This is a genomic window from Jiella sonneratiae, from assembly GCF_017353515.1.
In the GTDB taxonomy this organism is placed as follows: domain Bacteria; phylum Pseudomonadota; class Alphaproteobacteria; order Rhizobiales; family Rhizobiaceae; genus Jiella; species Jiella sonneratiae.
In genome coordinates, this window is record NZ_JAFMPY010000023.1 from 69,408 (window position 1) to 90,402 (window position 20,995).

13 protein-coding genes and 1 tRNA gene are annotated in these 20,995 nt (G+C 67.7%); 10 read left to right on the forward strand and 4 right to left on the reverse strand.

From position 1 onward, the window contains the following. Positions 1-7: 7 nt before the first annotated feature. The 8 genes from tig (at position 8) to J1C47_RS18520 (ending at position 12,418) form a co-directional block, all read left to right on the forward strand. On the forward strand, positions 8-1,372 hold the full coding sequence (gene tig, locus J1C47_RS18485) for a trigger factor (RefSeq protein WP_207352265.1): 1,365 nt from the start codon (positions 8-10) through the stop codon (positions 1,370-1,372). Between the two features lie 296 nt (positions 1,373-1,668). Continuing rightward, positions 1,669-4,098: a mechanosensitive ion channel domain-containing protein gene (locus J1C47_RS18490; RefSeq protein ID WP_207352266.1), complete on the forward strand. Its 2,430-nt coding sequence runs from the start codon at positions 1,669-1,671 to the stop codon at positions 4,096-4,098. A 220-nt stretch (positions 4,099-4,318) separates the two neighbouring features. After that, positions 4,319-4,951, forward strand: a complete 633-nt coding sequence (locus tag J1C47_RS18495) for an ATP-dependent Clp protease proteolytic subunit (RefSeq protein WP_207352267.1) — start codon at positions 4,319-4,321, stop codon at positions 4,949-4,951. A 394-nt stretch (positions 4,952-5,345) separates the two neighbouring features. Continuing rightward, positions 5,346-6,614 carry an ATP-dependent Clp protease ATP-binding subunit ClpX gene (gene clpX, locus J1C47_RS18500; protein ID WP_207352268.1) on the forward strand — a complete coding sequence of 423 codons (1,269 nt, stop codon included), beginning with the start codon at positions 5,346-5,348 and terminating at the stop codon, positions 6,612-6,614. Positions 6,615-6,850: 236 nt separating this feature from the next. Further along, positions 6,851-9,271 (forward strand): endopeptidase La, encoded by a 2,421-nt coding sequence (gene lon / locus J1C47_RS18505; protein ID WP_207352269.1) that lies wholly within the window; start codon positions 6,851-6,853, stop codon positions 9,269-9,271. 172 nt (positions 9,272-9,443) lie between these two features. Continuing rightward, positions 9,444-9,719 carry an HU family DNA-binding protein gene (locus J1C47_RS18510; RefSeq protein ID WP_207352270.1) on the forward strand — a complete coding sequence of 92 codons (276 nt, stop codon included), beginning with the start codon at positions 9,444-9,446 and terminating at the stop codon, positions 9,717-9,719. Between the two features lie 617 nt (positions 9,720-10,336). Further along, positions 10,337-11,857: a UxaA family hydrolase gene (locus J1C47_RS18515; RefSeq protein ID WP_207352271.1), complete on the forward strand. Its 1,521-nt coding sequence runs from the start codon at positions 10,337-10,339 to the stop codon at positions 11,855-11,857. Positions 11,858-12,004: 147 nt separating this feature from the next. Further along, positions 12,005-12,418, forward strand: a complete 414-nt coding sequence (locus tag J1C47_RS18520) for a hypothetical protein (RefSeq protein WP_207352272.1) — start codon at positions 12,005-12,007, stop codon at positions 12,416-12,418. 329 nt (positions 12,419-12,747) lie between these two features. On the opposite strand, the gene J1C47_RS18525 is transcribed toward J1C47_RS18520, so the two are convergent. Next, positions 12,748-12,823 (reverse strand) — tRNA-Val (locus tag J1C47_RS18525). A 218-nt stretch (positions 12,824-13,041) separates the two neighbouring features. Beyond that, positions 13,042-14,919, reverse strand: a complete 1,878-nt coding sequence (locus J1C47_RS18530; protein ID WP_207352273.1) for a flagellar biosynthetic protein FliO — start codon at positions 14,917-14,919, stop codon at positions 13,042-13,044. 293 nt (positions 14,920-15,212) lie between these two features. On the opposite strand from J1C47_RS18530, the gene cckA reads away from it, so the two are divergent. Next, entirely contained in the window at positions 15,213-17,747 is a 2,535-nt protein-coding gene (cckA, locus tag J1C47_RS18535) for a cell cycle histidine kinase CckA (protein ID WP_245396660.1), read from the forward strand. A gap of 37 nt (positions 17,748-17,784) precedes the next feature. Here cckA and J1C47_RS18540 read toward each other — a convergent pair whose 3' ends face one another. Further along, on the reverse strand, positions 17,785-18,705 hold the full coding sequence (locus tag J1C47_RS18540; RefSeq protein WP_207352274.1) for a pseudouridine-5'-phosphate glycosidase: 921 nt from the start codon (positions 18,703-18,705) through the stop codon (positions 17,785-17,787). Between the two features lie 19 nt (positions 18,706-18,724). Next, the gene (locus J1C47_RS18545; protein ID WP_207352275.1) at positions 18,725-19,696 is read right to left on the reverse strand and encodes a carbohydrate kinase family protein; all 972 of its coding nucleotides are present in this window, start codon (positions 19,694-19,696) and stop codon (positions 18,725-18,727) included. 154 nt (positions 19,697-19,850) lie between these two features. Between J1C47_RS18545 and recA the strand changes: the two genes are divergently transcribed. Then, positions 19,851-20,924 (forward strand): recombinase RecA, encoded by a 1,074-nt coding sequence (gene recA, locus J1C47_RS18550; RefSeq protein ID WP_207352276.1) that lies wholly within the window; start codon positions 19,851-19,853, stop codon positions 20,922-20,924. Positions 20,925-20,995: the final 71 nt, after the last annotated feature.

Sequence of the window (20,995 nt, forward strand, 5' to 3'; positions counted from 1 at the left end):
GTTCAGAATGCAGGTTACGGAGACCAAGGCCGAGGGCCTGAAGCGCGAGATCGAGATTGTCGTGCCCGCCTCGGACCTTGAGGCGCGCCTTCAGACCCGCCTCTTCGAGGCCAAGGACAGGGTGCAGCTGAAGGGTTTCCGGCCGGGCAAGGTCCCCGTCTCCCATCTGCGCAAGATGTACGGCAAGTCGCTGATGGCCGAGATCGTCAACCAGATCCTGACCGAGACGCCCAACTCGATCATCGCCGACCGCAAGGAGCGCGCCGCGATGCGCCCCGAGATCGCGATGACCGAGGACGAGAAGGAGGCCGACAAGGTCCTCAGCGGCGAGAGCGATTTCAAGTTCACCCTTTCCTACGAGACGCTGCCGGACTTCGACCTGAAGGACACGAGCGGCATCAAGATCGAGCGGCCGATCGTCGAGGTCTCCGACGCTGAGGTCGACGAGCAGGTCGAGCGGATCGCCGAGAACGCCCGCACCTACGAGGAAAAGGACGGCGCCGCCGAGAAGGGCGACAAGGTCACGATCGATTTCGTCGGCAAGATCGACGGCGAGGCCTTCGAGGGCGGTACGGCGGAAGCTGCCGACCTCGTCATCGGCTCGGGCCGGTTCATCCCGGGCTTCGAGGACCAGCTCGTCGGCGCCAAGGCCGGCGAGGAGAAGACGGTCGACGTGTCGTTCCCCGATGACTACGGCGCCGAGCATCTGGCCGGCAAGGCCGCGAGTTTCGACGTCACGGTGAAGGCGGTGCAGGCGCCGGCCGACACCGCCATCGACGACGAGATGGCGAAGAAGCTCGGGCTGGAATCCCTCGACAAGCTCAAGGAGATCGTCCGCGACCAGATCCAGAGCCAGTACGGCATGGCGACCCGCCAAAAGGTCAAGCGCCAGCTGCTCGACGCGCTCGACAAGGAATACGATTTCGCGCTTCCCGAGAAGCTGGTCGAGGCCGAGTTCACCAACATCTGGAACCAGGTCCAGCGCGAGCTGACCGAGAACAACAAGACCTTCGAGGACGAGGATACGACGGAGGAGAAGGCGCGCACCGACTATCGCAAGCTCGCCGAGCGCCGCGTCCGCCTCGGCCTCGTCCTGTCCGAGATCGGCGAAAAGGCCGGCGTCGAGGTCGGCGAGGACGAAATGCAGCGGGCGCTGTTCGAGCAGATGCGCCGCTACCCCGGGCAGGAGCAGGAAATCCTCAAGATGTTCCAGGAGAACCCCGAGGCGATCCAGAGCATCCGCGCGCCGCTCTACGAGGAGAAGGTCGTCGACCATCTGCTCGGCCAGGTCGAGGTGACCGACAAGACCGTCACCAAGGAAGAGCTGATGGCCGAGGACGAGGCCGAGGCGGAGGCAACGGACGAGGCGTGACGTTCCGGCGCGCCTGACGCCGCGACCGGCCCGCGCCCGAGCGGGCCGGGTCCCGGAACGGGGGCGCGCCGATCCGGCATCGCGCTGTCCGGACGCTGACAATATCCGAGGGCCGGCTCATCCCGGCCCTTTTTCTTTGGCGATCGGCGAGGCTGCCCCACTGTCGTCAAAGGCGTCGGCGATAGGCGGCGTCCTCGACCGCCCTCGCTTGGCGAGCGCCACATGCCGGACGGCCCCGAATGCCGCATGGCCGTTGCGCATCCGATCAGCCCCTTCGAGAAGACTTCCCGAGACCCATGAATTCTCGCAGCCCGCGTCACGCCGCCGCTCGTCGCCTGTCGGCCCCCTTCGCCGCAGTCGTCTTGCTGTTCCTCGCCTTCCTGCCGCTGGCGGCCAGCGCCCAGTCGCTCCCGGGGCTGTCGGGCGGGTCCTCGGCGCCGGCCGAGACCAAGACCGACGCGAAGGCGGACGAGCCTTCCCTCGACGATCTGATCAAGATCCTCGAGAATGACGACACCCGGAAGAAGCTCGTCGAATCGCTGAAGGCCGCCGCCTACGAGGCGCCGGCGAACGGCGATGCGGGCAAGACGGCGCCCGAGAACGCCGACAAGCCGGCCGAGATCGTTCGCTCGCTTCCCGGCCGGGTCGCCGAATACAGCCGCATGGTGATCGGCGCGGTCGTCGAGAGCTTCCAGGAGGTGCCGCAGTACATCAACCTGTCGGTGGAGATGCTCTCGGGCGCGCGATCCATCGACATTCCGAGCATCCTGCAGGCGATCCTCCCCGTCGCGCTGGTCGCGCTGGCGGTCTTTGCGATCCTCTTCCTCGGACGTTATCTCGAACGGGGGATCTTTTCGCGCCTCGCGCACCGAGCCGAGCATGCCGGGCCGATCAGCAAGCTCGCCTATCTCGTCCTGTCCGGCCTGATCGAGGCCTTCGTCGTGCTCGTCAGCTGGGCGTGCGGCTATCTCGTCGCCACCCTCTACAACGGCGTCCGGCCGATCTTCGCCCAGGCGCTGTTCCTCAACGCCTTCCTGCTCGTCGAGATGATCAAGGTCGGGCTGTCCGCCTTCGTCGCCCCGAACTATCCGGCGCTGCGCCTCACGCCCTTCTCCAACCGGCAGGCGAGCTACTGGTATTTCTGGATCTCCCGTCTCGTCTCGATCCTCGGCTACACGTTCCTGTTCGTCGCGCCGATCGTCCAGTGGGCCTCGACTCAGGCGGCCGCGGCGGCGACCCAGTTCATCGTCGCCTTCGGCTCGCTCTGCCTTGCCGTCGGGCTCATCCTGAAGAATCGCGGCGTCGTCCGGGAGCGGCTGAAGCGGGCGAGGAAGAACGGCGACACCAGCTTCCGCGCCTTCGTCCACGCCCTCGTCGGCCAGATCTGGTGGGTGCTGGCGATCGTCGCGGCCATCTCGCTCTTCGTGGTCTGGCTGCAGAGCCCGGAGGACGGCCTCTCCTTCGTCGCCGTCGCCGCCGGCAAGTCGGTCGCCGCGATGGCGCTGGGCGGCCTGCTCTTCTCCGTCCTGTCGCGGATGATCGCCCATGGTGTCACCATCCCCCAGGAGCTGAAATATCGCCTGCCGCTGCTCGAACGCCGGCTCAACGGCTTCGTGCCGAAGCTCCTGACGATCTTCAGCATCGTGGTGGTGCTCGTCGTCGTCACCTACATTTTCGACTCGTGGGAAATCTCGCGGTTCGGGACCTGGTTCGCCTCGAACACAGGCCAGACCATCGTGTCGGGCTTCCTCGGCGCGCTGCTCATCGTGGTCGTCGCCGTCGCGATCTATCTCGGCGTCTCGTCCTGGATCGAATACCGGCTCAATCCGAACTACGGCAAGGTGCCGACGGCGCGCGAACGCACGCTGCTCTCGCTTTTCCGCAACGCCTTCACCATCACCCTCATCGTGGTCATCTCGATGCTGGTGCTGTCGCAGATCGGCATCGACATCGCGCCGCTCCTCGCCGGTGCCGGCGTCGTCGGCCTCGCCATCGGTTTCGGCGCCCAGAAGCTCGTCCAGGACATCATCACCGGCGCCTTCATCCAGATCCAGAACGCCATGAACGAGGGCGACGTCGTCGAGCTCAACGGCGTGTCCGGCGTCGTCGAGCAGCTGACGGTCCGCTCCGTCGGCCTGAGGAGCGTCGACGGCACCTGGTATCTGATCCCGTTCTCCTCGGTCGACCAGGTCGCGAACTTCTCGAAGGACTTCGCCTATTACGTCGCCGACATCGGCGTCGCCTATCGCGAGAACGTCGAGGACGTGAAGGCGATGATGGTCGACGCCTTCGAGGAGCTGAAGGGCACCAATGTCGGCGAGAACCTGATCTCGGGCTTCGACATGTGGGGCGTCAACGAGCTGGGTGATTCGGCGGTCGTCGTGCGCGGCCGGGTGATGACCAAGCCGGGCACCCAGTGGGGCGTCGGCCGGGCCTATCGCGAGATCGTGAAGCGCATGTCCGACGAGCGGGGCATCGAGATCCCGTTCCCGCACATGACCATCTGGTTCGGCGAGGGGCGCGACGGCAAGGCGCCGCCCATCCGGCTGCGCGACGAGGCGAGGAACCGCCCGAGGATCGACGGCCGGACGGCCGAGACGGCCGAGACGGCCGGGCGCGACCGCGACGACAGCGACCTCTCCCGCCACGGCACCAGCGAAGCCGACGGCCGGCCGATCCCGCCGGACGCGACCGACATCGAAAGCGCCAGCGGGGGACGGGGCTGAGCGGCATCCGCCGGCCGTCGCGCCAGCGGCAGCGCGGCAAGGTCGCGACCCGGGTCGAAGCGATGCCTGCCTGACCATTTACCCCGCCGGAAGGCGGCAGCCGCCCGGCAGGACGGACGGGTTGCGGAGCGGCGTTGCGAGGCCCTATCTAGGGGAAACGGCCCTCCGGTGATTCTCGGCGGGCGAGCCCGCCAATTTCTCGCGATCCTGAGACAGTATCATGAAGCACCCGATCGAAACCGCGATGAACCTCGTTCCGATGGTCGTCGAACAGACCAACCGGGGCGAGCGCGCCTACGACATCTTCTCGCGGCTCCTGAAGGAGCGGGTGATCTTCATCACCGGGCCGATCGAGGATTCCATGGCGACGCTGGTCTGCGCCCAGCTCCTCTTCCTCGAGGCCGAGAACCCGAAGAAGGAAATCGCCCTCTACATCAACTCGCCGGGTGGCGTCGTGACCTCGGGAATGGCGATTTACGACACCATGCAGTTCATCAAGCCGGCCGTCTCGACTCTGTGCATCGGCCAGGCCGCCTCGATGGGCTCGCTGCTCCTCTGCGCCGGGCACAAGGACATGCGCTTCGCGACGCCCAATGCCCGCATCATGGTGCACCAGCCTTCCGGCGGTTTTTCCGGCCAGGCCTCCGACATCGAGCGGCACGCCCAGGACATCATCAAGCTGAAGCGCCGGCTGAACGAGGTCTACGTCCAGCACACCGGGCAGGACTACGAGACGATCGAGCGCACGCTCGACCGCGACCACTTCATGACGGCGGGCGAGGCCCAGGCCTTCGGTCTGATCGACAAGGTCTACTCGTCCCGCGCAGCCCTCGAGCAGGAAATGTCGCGCTAGTGGATTGAATTTGACATGCGAGTCCCGATCGCGTGAGGCGTCGTGTCAGATGTCAAATTCGGAAAAATCCACCAGGATCATAATCTTGGCGAGTAATCTTTCGATTCCGGCATTTGCCGCGCGGTCTCCACGGAATGGGACCAGATGTCGGAATCGGATCACGAGCGGCGATTTGGTTGCGGTCGTCACTTGCCGGCCACAGTTGATCGCCGATAATGGGAGCATCTCTCGTTAAGGGCCGCATAAGCAATTGGCGATATCCCGTATGATGTGGAGTGCTGTGCGAGGTCGGGGTCGGTCGAAAGGCGCGGAGTGATCGGGCGCCCGGCCGGGGCGCCGGTTCGCAGACGAGACGTAAACGGGTACGAACGAACCCGATCGGAAGGATAGACGAATGAGCAAAACGAGCGGCGGCGATTCGAAGAACACGCTCTATTGCTCTTTCTGCGGAAAGAGCCAGCACGAAGTCCGAAAGCTGATCGCCGGGCCGACGGTCTTCATTTGCGACGAGTGTGTCGAGCTCTGCATGGACATCATCCGCGAGGAAAACAAGTCCTCGATGGTGAAGTCGCGCGAGGGCGTGCCCACCCCGCAGGAGATCATCGCGGTTCTGGACGATTACGTGATCGGACAGTCCTACGCCAAGAAGGTCCTGTCGGTCGCGGTCCACAATCACTACAAGCGTCTGGCCCACGCCCAGAAGAACAACGATGTCGAGCTGGCGAAGTCGAACATCCTTCTGATCGGCCCGACGGGCTGCGGCAAGACGCTGCTCGCCCAGACCCTCGCCCGCATCCTCGACGTTCCCTTCACCATGGCGGACGCGACGACGCTGACCGAGGCCGGCTACGTCGGCGAGGACGTCGAGAACATCATTCTCAAGCTGCTGCAGTCGGCTGACTACAACGTCGAGCGGGCGCAGCGCGGCATCGTCTATATCGACGAGATCGACAAGATCTCGCGCAAGTCCGACAATCCGTCGATCACCCGCGACGTGTCGGGCGAGGGCGTGCAGCAGGCGCTGCTGAAGATCATGGAAGGCACGGTGGCCTCGGTTCCGCCGCAGGGCGGCCGCAAGCACCCGCAGCAGGAATTTTTGCAGGTCGACACGGCGAACATCCTGTTCATCTGCGGCGGCGCCTTCGCCGGTCTCGACAAGATCATCTCCGACCGCGGCCGCAAGACCTCGATCGGCTTTGCGGCCAACGTCGAGTCGCCGGAAGACCGCCGCTCGGGCGAGCTGCTGCGCCAGGTCGAGCCGGAGGATCTCTTGAAGTTCGGCCTGATCCCGGAATTCGTCGGCCGCCTGCCGGTGCTGGCGACGCTCGAGGATCTCGACGAGGTGGCGCTGGTGCAGATCCTCGAGCAGCCGAAGAATGCGCTGGTCAAGCAGTATCAGCGGCTGTTCGAGATGGAGAACGTCGATCTCACCTTCCACGAGGACGCGCTGAAGGCCATCGCCCGCAAGGCGATCGAGCGCAAGACCGGCGCGCGCGGCCTGCGGTCGATCATGGAGGCGATGCTCCTCGACACGATGTTCGACTTGCCCACCCTCGAAGGGGTTCAGGAGGTCGTGATCTCCGAGGAAGTCATCGAGGGAAGTGCCCGGCCTCTCTACATCTATTCGGACCGTGCCGACGAAAAGGAGAACGTGTCCGCGTGACCGGTTCGCCGCTTTTCGTCGATTGACGCATCGAAATGCCCGCTCGGTCGCCCGACGCGGGCATTTTGCTTTCTTGCGCAGGTCTGGCGCTGCACTGCGAAAGGCTGCCGGAGCGCTTGAAAAACAAGGCTTCCGACGCCAGATTGGCGTTGGCGAATGGCCTCTCGCGCAAGCGCTTCGGTTTAAGGTTTGCGCCGGAGGGCCGCACACGGCCCTGGCCGTAGAAAGGAAAAATCATGTCCCATACGCCAGACCGCCCCGAGGCTGGAGACAGGGCTCTGTTCCCGGTCCTCCCGCTTCGTGACATTGTTGTTTTTCCTCACATGATCGTGCCGCTTTTCGTTGGTCGCGAGAAGTCGATCAAGGCGCTCGAAGAGGTCATGGGCGCCGACAAGCAGATCCTCCTCGCCACGCAGAAGAACGCCGGCGACGCCGATCCGGCGCCGGACGGCATCTATCCCGTCGGCACGGTCGCCAACGTCCTGCAGCTCCTGAAGCTGCCCGACGGCACGGTGAAGGTGCTGGTCGAGGGGATGTCGCGGGCGCGCATCCGCTCCTTCACCCGCAGGTCGGAGTGGCACGAGGCCGAGGCCGAAGTCGCCGACGACGCCGACGACGATCCGGTCGAGGTCGAGGCGCTGGCCCGCTCGGTGGTCTCGGAATTCGAGAGCTACGTCAAGCTGAACAAGAAGATCTCGCCCGAGGTCGTCGGCGCCGTCGGCCAGATCGAGGACTATTCCAAGCTTGCCGACACGGTCGCCTCGCACCTCGCGATCAAGATCCCCGAGAAGCAGGAGATGCTGTCGCTGTTCTCGGTGCGCGAGCGCCTGGAACGCGCGCTCGGCTTCATGGAGTCGGAGATCTCCGTTCTGCAGGTTGAGAAGCGCATCCGCTCGCGCGTCAAGCGCCAGATGGAGAAGACGCAGCGCGAATACTACCTCAACGAGCAGATGAAGGCGATCCAGAAGGAGCTCGGCGACGGCGAGGACGGCCGTGACGAGATGGCCGAGCTCGAGGAGCGCATCAAGAAGACCAAGCTGTCGAAGGAGGCGCGCGAGAAGGCGAATGCCGAGCTGAAGAAGCTCCGGCAGATGTCGCCGATGTCGGCCGAGGCGACCGTGGTGCGCAACTATCTCGACTGGCTGCTGGGCCTGCCCTGGGGCGTCAAGTCGAAGGTCAAGATCGACCTGAAGAAGGCCGAGGAGATCCTCGATGCCGACCATTACGGCCTCGACAAGGTCAAGGAGCGCATCGTCGAGTATCTCGCCGTGCAGAGCCGCCAGAACAAGCTGAAGGGGCCGATCCTGTGCCTCGTCGGCCCTCCGGGCGTCGGCAAGACCTCGCTCGCCAAGTCGATCGCCCGGGCGACCGGCCGCGAATACGTGCGCATGGCGCTCGGCGGCGTCAGGGACGAGGCGGAGATCCGCGGTCACCGGCGGACCTATATCGGCTCGATGCCCGGCAAGGTCATCCAGTCGATGAAGAAGGCGAAGAAGGCCAATCCGCTCTTCTTGCTCGACGAGATCGACAAGATGGGCATGGACTTCCGCGGCGATCCGTCCTCGGCTCTGCTTGAGGTGCTCGATCCCGAGCAGAACGCCACCTTCATGGACCACTATCTGGAGGTCGAATACGACCTCTCCTCGACCATGTTCGTGACCACCGCCAACACGCTCAACATCCCGGCGCCGCTGATGGATCGGATGGAGATCATCCGCATCGCCGGCTACACCGAGGACGAGAAGGTGGAGATCGCCCGCCGGCATCTCCTGCCGAAGGCGATCCGCGACCATGCGCTGAAGGACGGTGAGTTCTCGGTCTCCGGGGACGCGCTGCGTGAGATTGCGCGCCGCTATACCCGCGAGGCGGGGGTGCGCAATTTCGAGCGCGAGCTGATGACGCTCGCCCGCAAGGCGGTCACCAAGATCCTCAAGGGCGAGGCGACGACCGTCGAGGTGACGGCGGACAACATCTCCGACTATCTCGGCGTGCCGCGCTTCCGCTACGGCGAGGCCGAGCTCGACGACCAGGTCGGCGTCGTCACCGGCTTGGCCTGGACCGAGGTCGGCGGCGAGCTTCTGACCATCGAAGGCGTCATGATGCCCGGCAAGGGCAAGATGACGGTGACGGGCAACCTCAAGGACGTGATGAAGGAGTCGATCTCGGCCGCCGCATCCTACGTCCGGTCGCGGGCGCTCGACTACGGCATCAAGCCGCCGCTCTTCGAGAAGCGGGACATCCACGTGCATGTGCCGGAAGGCGCGACGCCGAAGGACGGTCCGTCGGCCGGCACGGCGATGGCGACCGCCATCGTCTCGGTGATGACCGGCATCCCGGTGCGCCGCGACATCGCCATGACCGGTGAGATCACGCTGCGCGGCCGGGTCCTGCCGATCGGCGGTCTGAAGGAGAAGCTGCTCGCCGCGCTGCGCGGCGGCATCAAGAAGGTGCTGATCCCGGAAGAGAACGCCAAGGATCTGGCGGACATCCCCGACAACGTGAAGAACCGCCTCGAGATCGTGCCGGTTTCACGGATGGGGGAGGTGCTCGAACACGCCCTCATCGAATCGCCGAAGGCGGTGGAGTGGTCCGAAACCGAGGAGCCTCTGACCGGCGCGGAGCCGGCGGAGGAGGGCGCGACGGCTGTTGCGCACTGACCTCACTCATCGAAAGATGTGGAAAAGTGCCGCCTTCCGAGGCGGCATTTTTTTGCCCTGACTTTGATTCGCCCCCGGCGGACATTGCCGATTTCCGGGCTTTCCGCGAAAGTGTTCGCCGGTTCTATGAATGGAATCAGGTGGGCAATTTTGCTCGACAAGGAGGATGCCAGTGAACAAGAATGACCTCGTTTCCGCCGTCTCCGAACAGGCGGAGCTTTCCAAGCAACAGGCGGGCGCTGCCGTCGACGCCGTGTTCGAGGCCATCGAGGCCGCCATGGCCAAGGGCGACGACGTTCGCCTCGTCGGTTTCGGAACGTTTTCGGTGACGCATCGCGCCGCATCGAAGGGCCGCAACCCGTCCACGGGCGCCGAGGTCGACATTCCGGCCCGCAACGTCCCGAAATTCGCCCCCGGCAAGGGCCTGAAGGATGCGGTGAACAAGTAAGGCGTCCCGCCTCTCGCGCCGATCGTTCGGATCCGGCCTGCCAGATCGCCGCCGCAGGCTGGATTTCACGTCCCGCCCGCGGCGGCGGCGTGCCGTGATGCGGCGCGTCCAGCCCTCCGGCCGCGTCAAGCCGGATCGGTTCATACTTCCAAGCGGCGCCCTGCGCGCTCCCTGGCGCGGCGATCCGTACATCTCGGGCGGTCCACAAGCGCGCAGCCGAGCTTTCATTTCCGCCGCTCGGCCGGTCTGCCGAAGCCGGCGGCCCATTCGCGCAGCATGGCCATCAAAAGCTTCCCTTACGTAGCTTATCGGTGGCCTGAAAGCAATCGCTGCCCGCCGGGCGCCGTTCGCGAGGCGCGGCGACTCAAGTCGGCCGAGGGTGCATGGTGCGCCGGCGAAGCGGCGCATCTGCGAGCGATATGCGCGAGACCAAAGTTTGTTTCGTCCGACACGACGCGCGTCACGGGCGCTTTTGCAGGCCCCGGCATTGCGCTGACTGGCCCGGGCCCTCAGATTCGCTCATATAGCTCATCGCTCGCGCGGGGCCGCCCATGCCACGCGGGGCCGTTGCAGACACGACATGCGCCCGGTGCCGTGCGCCGGCGGGAGGAACGACGATGGACGAGACGACGACGGAGCGCGACGGGGCAACCAAGGTGCTGCGCCTAGACCCCGCGGATACGGTCGCGGTTGCCCTGAGGCCGCTGGCGATCGGCGAGACGGTCGAAGGGATCGCCCTGAAGAGCCCGATCCCGATGGGCCACAAGCTCTCGCTGGTCGATCGCGTCGAGGGCGACCCCGTCGTCAAATACGGCCAGGTGATCGGGCGGGCGACCGCCGCGATCGCCGCCGGCGAACACGTGCACAGCCACAACTGCGGCATGGCGGATCTCCGCAACGCCGCCGGCGCCGCTGCCCCGGCGCGGCGCGAGCCGCCGGAGCGCAAGACCTTTCAAGGCTTCCTGCGGCCGGATGGCCGCGCCGGCACCCGCAACTATATCGGCATCCTCGCGTCGGTGAACTGCTCGACGACGGTCTGCCATGCCATTGCCGCGGAAGCCGAAAAGCGGCTTTTGCCGCGCTATCCGGGCATCGACGGCTTCGCCGCCATCGTCCACGACCAGGGCTGCGGCATGGCCGGCGCGGGCGAGGGGTTCGACACGCTGGTGCGGACGCTGAAGGGCTATCGCGACCACCCGAATTTCGGCGGCATCCTGATCGTCGGGCTCGGCTGCGAGGTCAACCAGCTGACACTCTACCAGCGGACCGACTGGACCAGGGAGCGCTTCGCCACCTTCAACATCCAGGAGGTGGGGGGCTCCGCCTCGGCGGTGCGCCGTGCACTCGAGATCCTCGAGCCGATCGCCGCGGCCGCTGACGGGGACCGGCGCACCGAACTGCCGGTCTCGAAGCTGACGCTCGCCATGCAGTGCGGCGGTTCCGACGCATTTTCCGGCATCTCGGCCAATCCCGCCCTCGGCGTCGCCTCCGATCTCCTCGTCGCCGCCGGCGGTACCTCGATCCTCTCAGAGACCCCGGAGATCTTCGGAGCCGAGCACCTGCTCATCGCCCGTTCCGACGCCGAGACCGGGGCCCGGATCGCGGCGATGATCGACTGGTGGCGCGACTATGCCGACAAGAACGGCGCCGAGCTGGACAACAATCCTTCGCCCGGAAACAAGCGGGGCGGCCTGACGACGATCCTCGAAAAGTCGCTGGGGGCCGTCGCCAAGGGCGGGCGCGCGCCCGTCGCCGGCGCCTTTGCCTATGCCGAGCGGATCGACCGCAGCGGCTTCGTCTTCGTCGACACGCCCGGCTACGATCCGGTCTCCGCTACCGGGCAGGTGGCGAGCGGCGGCAACGTCATCGCCTTCACCACCGGCCGGGGCTCGTGCTTCGGCGCTAAACCGGCCCCGAGCATCAAGCTCGCCTCGACGACCAACCTTTACAACGCCATGCCAGAGGACATGGACATCGACTGCGGGCGCGTGCTCTCGGGCGAACTCGACCTCGAGGCGCTGGGGCTGTCGATCTACGGGACGATCCTCGACGTCGCCTCGGGCCGCAAGAGCCGCTCGGAAGAGTTCGGCTACGGCGATCACGAATTCGTGCCGTGGAAGATCGGGGCGACGCTGTAGCGCCGCCTGCTTCGCCCTCGGGCCGCGGCGGCGCGGCCCGCGACGCCTGAAAGGGCAGGCGCGGCTCCGGCCCGCGGGGCGTCGGGCGCCTGTCTCCGGCGATTGCCCGACGGCATGATCCCGTAGCCGCCTCCCGATAAGGGCAGTTTGCCGCAGCAACCAGTCAGCCGTGCGAAGAGTTCACTCGGCATAACCGAAACCATTGAAAAGGTTACTGCCATGAAGCTCCTTGCTGCAGCCGCTGCTGCCACCCTCTTCGTCGCCCCGGCCTTCGCCCAGACCGGCTCGGGCAATCCCGACAGCTCGCGTTCGATGGAAGAAGCGCCGACCACTTCCGGTTCGGTGACCGACTGCGCCGCGAACCCGACGGCTGCCGACTGCACGACGACCGGCAGCATGACGAAGGACAACACCTCGACGACCGGCAACCAGATGAGCCCGGACCCGGCGCAGAACTCCAAGTCGGCCGGCTCGTCGACTGCCAAGAGCGGCGAGATGGGCAACGGCGCCGATACGACCGCCCCGGCGGGTGGTCTGGTGCCGGGCCAGACGAGCAATTGATCGGTCGCACGGGTCGGTGCGCCGCGCCGAACGGCGCGGCGTGACGCAACCCGGCAACCGATCCGACCGGTGCCACGGCCGGTCGAGAAGGGGCTCCCGGGATCGGGGGCCCTTTTTCGTGTCGGGAGCCATTGTGTCGGCCATTGTGCTCCGGCCATTGTGTTTTGGGCCGGTTCGAGCCGGGCGGCGCGCCATCCCATGCGGCCCACGCAGCTCGCCGCGGTGCGGCACTGCGTGCCTGACGGTCGCGTCGACGGGACGTCGTGGAGGGCCTTCGGGACAAACCGGCAACTCGCGACGGTCACGTGTCGACGAGGCCGACGGGGGCGTGGTGGGCGGTGAGAGACTCGAACTCCCGACATCCTCGGTGTAAACGAGGCGCTCTACCAGCTGAGCTAACCGCCCGTGCGGATTTCCTACGGCTTTGCCGGACGGACCGCAAGGCCGCTCGCGCCGCAGGCCGGCGCGGACATCCCATGCCACACGGGGTTCGACCTTCTCTCCCTGCCACCCGGCGTCAGGGCGCGGTGGCCCGGCGATGCCGGGCCGTGCCGGATCGTGCGTTTCGTCGGCGCGGGGGTTCCGTCGGGGCCGCTCACGGCGGCTCCGGCTCTTTCCGTGCGTCAGGCCTTCTTGGTCTGCTTGGCCGGGCTTTCGAGGTCGAGTTCGCCGAGGAGACGCTTCATTTCCTCTTCGAGGTCGATCTCCTGGGACGGGCGAACCGGGCGCCTCACCTGGGACGCAGCCTCCGCCTCCAGGGGGGCGTTCGCCGCCGGCCGGGCCGTCTCGACCCTTGGCACAGGGGCGGCCGTCTGCCCGGCCTGTCCCGCCTGTCCCGCGCCGCCGGATTTTTCGGCCGGCGCCGGCTTCGACGATTGCGGCGCTGCCGTCGGCCTGGCCGATACGCCGGGTGCCGCGGCCCCGCGTTCCTGCGATGCTGGAGCTTGTTTCGATGGGGCGGACGGTGCGGCCTGGGCTGCCTGTCCCGCACCGGCAACCTTCGAGCCCGTGCCCGACGCCGCTCCCGCCTGTGCCGGCAGAGGCTTCGGCTGGGGCGCGGTCGGCTGGCGCTCGGCCTGTGCCGTCCGCGGCGGCACCGGCGCGACGCGTGCGGCGGCCGGGGCAGCCGCGGTCGGAGGCGCCTCTGCGCCCGGCTCTTCCCGGGTAAAGTCGTCCTGCAGGCCGGCGGTCAGCTCCGCCGAGAGAAACTCCTCGATGCTGCGATCGACGCCCGGCGCCGCGGCCCGCGAACCGGCGGCGCCTTGCGACGTCTCCGCCGCAGGGCTCGCCGGGCCAGACGGGCTGGCGGAGCTTCGTGCCGTCGCGGCGGAGCCCTCGCTGCGGGTCGACCGCCGCGCCTGAATGGCGCTCGCGAAGCTGCGGACCGACAGCGGTCTCGCCTCCGCGGCGACGCTCTCCCGCTCGGCGCCGGCGGGTTGCGGCGAAACGGTTGCCGCCGCGCGGGTCTCCTGCGGTCGCTCCCGGGTCTCGGCGAAAACGCCGGCCCGATCGGCGGCCGGCGCGCTCTGGCCGTTCGCTTCGGCGCGTGGCGGCGCGTCGTCGCTTACCGCCGGCATGGGCGTGTCGAGCCGTGGCTCGATCCGTTCTTCTGCCGCGGCCGGCCTCGACTGGGTCGCGAGGTCGGAGAGCGCCGGGTCCTGCCGCGACGGCAGGGTCGGCGTCGCCCGCGAATAGGCCATGGTCGAGGGGTTGAGCAGCGGCGGGTCGCTTGCCCGAAGCGGCGCCGCGACGGCCGGAGCGGAGACGGGCGCGCGGGTTTCGACGGCGGCGATGTCGTCCGGGATCTCGACGGCGAGGGCTCGCGGCTCCCTCGGCGAAGCTGCCGGCGCGGCCGGACGGCGGCGGTCCGCCGTGTCTTCCCGCGTCGGCAGGGCGGACTGCGCCGCCGATGACGGCGCTGCCGCACGCGGCGCCGTGCGGGTGGTTGCGCTCGCGGGTTCGACGCGGGGCTGCGGCGCCGGCTCACGCCTGTCGGCGGGCGCCGGATGGCTCGTGTCCGTCTTGCCCGGCCACCCTTCTTCGCTCGCCTGGCGGCGCGACGGCGCCGGGTCGACGGCGGCGAGCGCGGGATGGTCGAGGCGACCCGGATCCTCCGAGGGAACCGGGCGTCGGCCGGCGCCCGTCGCCGCGGCCGGGATGTCGAGCCGCCCGTCCTCGGGCCGGGCGGGGCGCGAGGCGGCCGCGTGCCGCATGATCGCCGCCTCGACCACGATGTCGGTCTGGCCGCCGACGAGGACGAGATGTTCGACGTCGTCGCGCCGCAACAGCACCAGCCGGCGCTTTTCGTCGACCCGCGCGACGTCCACCACCTGCAGCCGCGGCGCCCTGCCGCGCGGGCCGATGCCGACGCCGCCGGAAAGCGCGCGCTTGGCGAAGAGGATGACGACCATCGCCAGGATGCAGACCATCGCCGCCACGAACGCGACCCAGACGATGGGGGCGAGGCTCGCCCCGAAGAGATCGGTGATCCATTGCGGCATGGTGGCGACAACTCCTGTGGATACGGGCGGTCGGGCGGACGAAAGTCCCGGAAGAGCGGTGCCGCATAATCCGCAAATGGGCAAGCCCGTCGGCCGAGGGGAGGGGGCGGCGCCACGGACGCCGCGACCGGGGGACAGACGCGGTGACGCCCGTCTTCGGGCAAGGATCGGCTGTCAGTCTCGCCGCGCGGACGCGGCCGGCGCGGCCGAAAAAGCCGGCCGGGCCGGCTCGCATCCCGGTCGAATTTCCGTCAAGATCAGAGCGAATCGCAGACAGCAAGAGGCATGGGGCAATGAACGGAGCGGCTGAGGGGATGATCGACAAGCCGTTGATCGACCGAACGGCGGCCGCCTCCGGCGTGCGGCGCCTGCTGCTGCTCGGCGGCGCGCTGATCCTTGCCGGCGCAAGCCTCGCCCTCTTCGGCCGCAGCTACGGCGAGGCCGCCCTGTTCGTCATCTTCGGCGTCCTCTCGGCGATCGGCATCGCCGCCATCTTCGCCTCGGCCCTCGGCTTCGTCCGCGTCTCCAGCCGGCCGGGGGACGGCGGCATCGCCCGCGACTTTCTCGATTCGGCCCGCACCGGGCTTCTGATCCTCGATCGCCGCGGCCAGGTGGTCTACGCCAACCGTGCCTATGGCGACCTGACCGGCGCCTCGCGGCCGGGCGACGTGCGCAGCCTCGAACGGCTGCTCGCGCGCGAGGCGGAAGCGGCGGAGGCGATCTACCATCTCGCCAATCTCGGCCGCGACGGCCGCACCGGCCAGCGCGAGTTCCGGCTCGCCCGCAGCCTCGCCCCGAGCGGCACCGGCGATGCCGCCGCCCGCTGGTACCGCGTCTCGGTGCGCCCGCTCACAACCCATGGCGGCCACATGCAGGCCTGGCAGATCCTCGACATCACCGCCGACCGCAAGCACGAGGAAAGCTCCTTCCAGGACCTGCAGCACGCCATCGACTATCTCGACAAGGCGCCGGCCGGCTTCTTCGCCGCCGACAACGAGGACCGCATCGCCTATATCAACGCGACCCTCGCCGAATGGCTCGGTCTCGACCTCGTCGACGTCAAACCCTATCAGCGCTCGATCGTCGAATTCCTGACGCCGGGAACACGCCTCATCTATGAGGAGCGGGCGAAATCCGGCGCCGAGATCATCGACGATCTCGAACTCGTCGCGAAATCCGGCAGGACCTTTCCCGTCCGTCTGCTGCGCCGTCCCGTGCACGACGACAGCGCCGCGCCCGGCATCGTCCGGACGCTGGTTCTCGACCGCAGCGGCGAGAACCGGGCCGCGACGCCCGTCGAATTCGCCGAGGCCCGCTTCACGCGGTTCTTCAACTCCTCGCCGATGGCGATCGCCACCCTCAACGGCGGCGGCCGCGTGGTGCGCTCCAACCCGGTGTTCCGCCGGCTGTTCGGCGCCGAAGCCGCGGAAGGCGCGACGGGCTTTGCGCCGGCGATCAAGGAGGTCGGCCACGAACCCTTCCGCAGGGCCCTGTCGGAGGCGAGCGCCGGGCGATCGGTGATCTCTCCCGTCGACGCCGAACTGACGGGCGAAAAGCCCCGCACCGTGCGTCTCTATCTCAGCGCCGTGCCGCGGGTCGGGGCCGACAGCGACGAATGCGCCATCCTCTACGGCGTCGACATCACCGAGCAGCGGGCGCTCGAGGAGCAGATCGCCAAGAGCCAGAAGATGCAGGCGATCGGCAATCTCGCCGGCGGCATCGCCCACGACTTCAACAACGTCCTGACGATCATCACCGCCTCCGTCGACTTCCTGCTGCTCAACCACCGCACCGGCGACCCCTCCTTCCAGGATCTCCTGCTGATCAAGCAGAGCGCCAACCGGGCGGCCTCGCTGGTCCGCCAGCTCCTCGCCTATTCCCGCCGCCAAACGATGCGGCCGAAGATGCTGAACCTCACCGACGTCATCGCCGACATGCATCTTCTCCTGAAGCGCGTCAGCGGCGACCACGCGACGCTGGAGCGTCAGCACGCCCGCGACCTCTGGCCGGTGATGGCCGACATCGGGCAGTTCGAGCAGGTGATCACCAACCTCGTGCAGAACGCCCGCGACGCCATGCCGAACGGCGGCAAGATCACCATCGTCACCCGCAATGTCGGCGCCGAGGAGGCGCGCGGCTTCGGCTATGCAGAACTGACCGAGGGCGACTACGTGCTCGTCGAGGTGGCCGACACCGGGACCGGCATGCCCGCAGACGTCGCCGAGCGGGTCTTCGAGCCGTTCTTCACCACCAAGGAGATCGGCAAGGGGACCGGCCTCGGCCTGTCCATGGTCTACGGCATCATCAAGCAGTCGAACGGCTTCATCTTCGTCGATTCGCGGCCGGGAGAGGGCACCGCCTTCCGGATCTTCCTTCCGCGCTTCATCCCCGCCGAGGCGACGGCAACGAGCCCGGAATCGGCGGCGGCCATCGCCAGCGCCAAGATGGATCTGTCGGGCACCGCGACGATCCTCCTCGTCGAGGACGAGGACAACGTGCGGGCCGTCAACTCGCGGGCGCTGAAGATGCGCGGCTACGACGTCCACGAGGCTTCGTCGGGCGTCGAGGCGCTGGAGGTGCTGGAAGAACTCGATGGCAAGATCGACATCGTCGTCTCCGACGTCGTGATGCCGGAGATGGACGGGCCGACGCTGCTGCGCGAGATGCGCAGGACCCAGCCGGAGCTGAAGTTCATCTTCGTTTCCGGCTATGCCGAGGAGGCCTTCGCCAAGAACATGCCGGAGGGCGAGAAATTCGGCTTCCTCGCCAAGCCCTTCTCGCTGCGCGAACTGGCCGTCGCAGTGAAGACCATGCTCAACGAGGGCTGAGCTTCGGGCTGCGTTGCCGCGCGGCCGCGACTGAGCGTCACGCTCCGGCGAGCGCCACGGCGATCTCGCCGGCGAGCCTGGCGTTCGACCGGATCAGGGCGATGTTCGCTGCGAGCGACCGCCCGCCGCTGAGTTCGACGATCCGCGAGAGCAGGAACGGCGTGACCGCCTTGCCGCTGACGCCGCCGGCAGCAGCGTCCGCCAGTGCCAGCGAAATCCAGCCTTCGATGATGTCCCTCCCGATGGCATGGCTCGCGTCGATCGGGTTGGCGATCAGCATGCCGCCGCCGATCGACAGCTCGTCCCGCGCCTTCTGGAACGCGGCGATCTCGGCCGCGCCGTCGAGCCGCAAGGGGGCTGGATGGCCGGACTCCCGCGACCAGAACGCCGGCAGTTCGTCGCTGCGGTAGCCGACCACCGGCACGCCCTTGGTTTCGAGATATTCGAGTGTGCGGCCGATATCGAGGATCGCCTTGGCGCCCGCCGAGACGACGATGACCCTGGTGCGGGCGAGTTCTTCCAGATCGGCGGAGACGTCGAGGCTCGCCTCGCCGCCGCGATGCACCCCGCCGATGCCGCCGGTCGCGAAGACGGAAATGCCGGCGGCCGCGGCGGCGATCATCGTCGCGGCGACCGTCGTCGATCCGGTCCGCTCGAGGGCGACGGCATAGGCGAGATCGGCGCGCGACAGCTTCATCACCCCGCTCGCCTGCGCGAGCCCGGAAAGTTCCGCCTCCGACAGACCGACCCGCAGGATCCCGTCGATCACCGCGATCGTCGCGGGTTCGGCGCCGCTCTCGCGCACCGCCGCCTCGACCGACAGGGCCGTCGCGAGATTTTCGGGATAGGGCATGCCGTGGGTGACGATGGTCGATTCCAGTGCGACCAGCGGCCTGCCGTCGGCCTTGGCCGCACGGACGGCGGGGGAGAGGATGAAGCGTTGGTTGTCGGCAGCCATGGCGGCCAGGGCCTTTCGTCTATGGGCGGTGGCGCGTCTCGTCGACCGGCTCCGCAAGCGAGGGAAGCTGCCGGTCGATCTCGGCGGCAAGGTCGGCGGGCGGGAAGCGCGGCGAGGAAATGCGAAGCGAGGCGGCGACGATGCCGCGGCGGGCGGCGTCGAGGAAATCCGAGCCGGACAGCCGCGCGGCGACGGCGACCGCGGCGAGGGTGTCGCCGGCGCCGGTCACGTCGAGGGGTCTCACAGCCGGGGGGCGCTGGAAGCTCAACCGCCCTTCGTCGAGAATGGCCGCATCGTGCGCGCCGTCCGTGATGACCGCCCGCCGCGCGCCGAGTTCGGCGACGAGGTGGGCGATCAGGTGAAGGTTGGTCGCTGTCGTGACCTCGGCGAGTGACGCGGCTTCTGCCCGCGAGAGGAACAGCGCGTCGAGCCTTGCAAGGACCGGCAGCAGCCGCAGGACCTTGACCGGCGAGACGCCGAGCGCCGCGACGGGGCGGGGGCCGGCCGCCTCGACCGTCGCGGCGAGCATCGCCTCGGAAAGGTTGGCGTCGACGAGGACGGCAGCCGCCTCGGCGATCCGCGGGCGGACGTGGCGCCGCCTGAGGAGCTTCGGCCCGAGCAGCGCGTAGAGCTCCATGTCGGCGATACCGGCGACCAGCTCGCCCCGGTCGTCGAGGATCGCCGTGTAGGTGGGCGTGCGGCGGTCGAGAAAGGTGACGCCTAGGTCATCGAGGCCGGCAGCCTCGATGGCTTTGGCGACACGGCGCCCGTCCTCGTCGCCGCCGCGAACGCCCAGAAAACGCACGGGAAAGCCGCTCGCCTTCAGGGCGACGGCAGCGTTGAATGCGCTGCCGCCCGCCGCGTCCTGCAGCAGGCCGGGATTCGAGGCGCCGGGGAAGAAGGGCCCGAAGGCCTTGGCCCGGCGGTCGATGTGGGCCGCTCCGACGACGAGGATCGCCGGCCTGTCGCCGGAGGAGCCAGGCACCTTCATGATTTCTTCACGAAACGTCGTGCGGTCGGCTGATTCGCGAGTCGGAACAAAACAGGATCAGGCTCTTGCCGAATGAGAACAAAAAAGGTACAAGACCTGCAGAGTTTCCGCATGTTGCACCCCTTACCGGCCCGTGAAATAAGGTCTCGTCACCATGGCACAGAATGCTCTCCGTCTCGTCGAGGATAATTCGTTGGACAAGAACAAGGCTCTCGATGCGGCTCTGTCGCAGATCGAACGCGCCTTCGGCAAGGGCTCGATCATGCGGCTCGGCCAGAACGAGAAGATCGTCGAGATCGAGACGGTCTCGACGGGCTCGCTCGGCCTTGACATCGCGCTCGGCGTCGGCGGTCTGCCCAAGGGCCGGATCGTCGAGATCTACGGTCCGGAAAGCTCCGGCAAGACGACCATGGCGCTGCACACCGTCGCCGAAGCCCAGAAGAAGGGCGGCATCTGCGCCTTCGTCGATGCCGAGCACGCCCTCGATCCGGTCTATGCGCGCAAGCTCGGCGTCGACCTCGAAAACCTCCTGATTTCGCAGCCCGACACCGGCGAACAGGCGCTGGAGATCGCCGACACGCTGGTCAGGTCCGGCGCGATCGACGTCCTCGTCGTCGATTCGGTCGCGGCGCTGACGCCGCGTGCGGAGATCGAGGGCGAGATGGGCGACTCGCTGCCCGGCATGCAGGCCCGGCTGATGAGCCAGGCGCTGCGCAAGCTGACCGGCTCGATCTCGCGGTCGAAGTGCATGGTCATCTTCATCAACCAGATCCGTATGAAGATCGGCGTGATGTTCGGCTCGCCGGAAACGACGACCGGCGGCAACGCCCTGAAGTTCTACGCCTCCGTCCGCCTCGACATCCGCCGCATCGGCTCGGTCAAGGACCGCGACGAGGTGACCGGCAACCAGACCAAGGTGAAGGTCGTCAAGAACAAGCTCGCGCCGCCCTTCAAGCAGGTCGAGTTCGACATCATGTATGGCGAGGGCGTCTCGAAGACCGGCGAACTCATCGATCTCGGCGTCAAGTCGGGGATCGTCGAGAAGTCCGGCGCCTGGTTCTCCTACAACAGCCAGCGGCTGGGGCAGGGGCGGGAGAACGCCAAGACCTTCCTGCGCGACCATCCGGAGACGGCGGCGGAGATCGAGGCGGCGATCCGCCAGAATGCCGGGCTGATCGCCGAGCAGCTGCTCGACGACGGCCGCGAAGACGAGACGACGGACGACTGATCGCCGGGCGTCTCCGGGAAGCGCTTTCGCATCAAGGCGAGCCGTGGCCGGTCTCGACGGTAACCCATGCC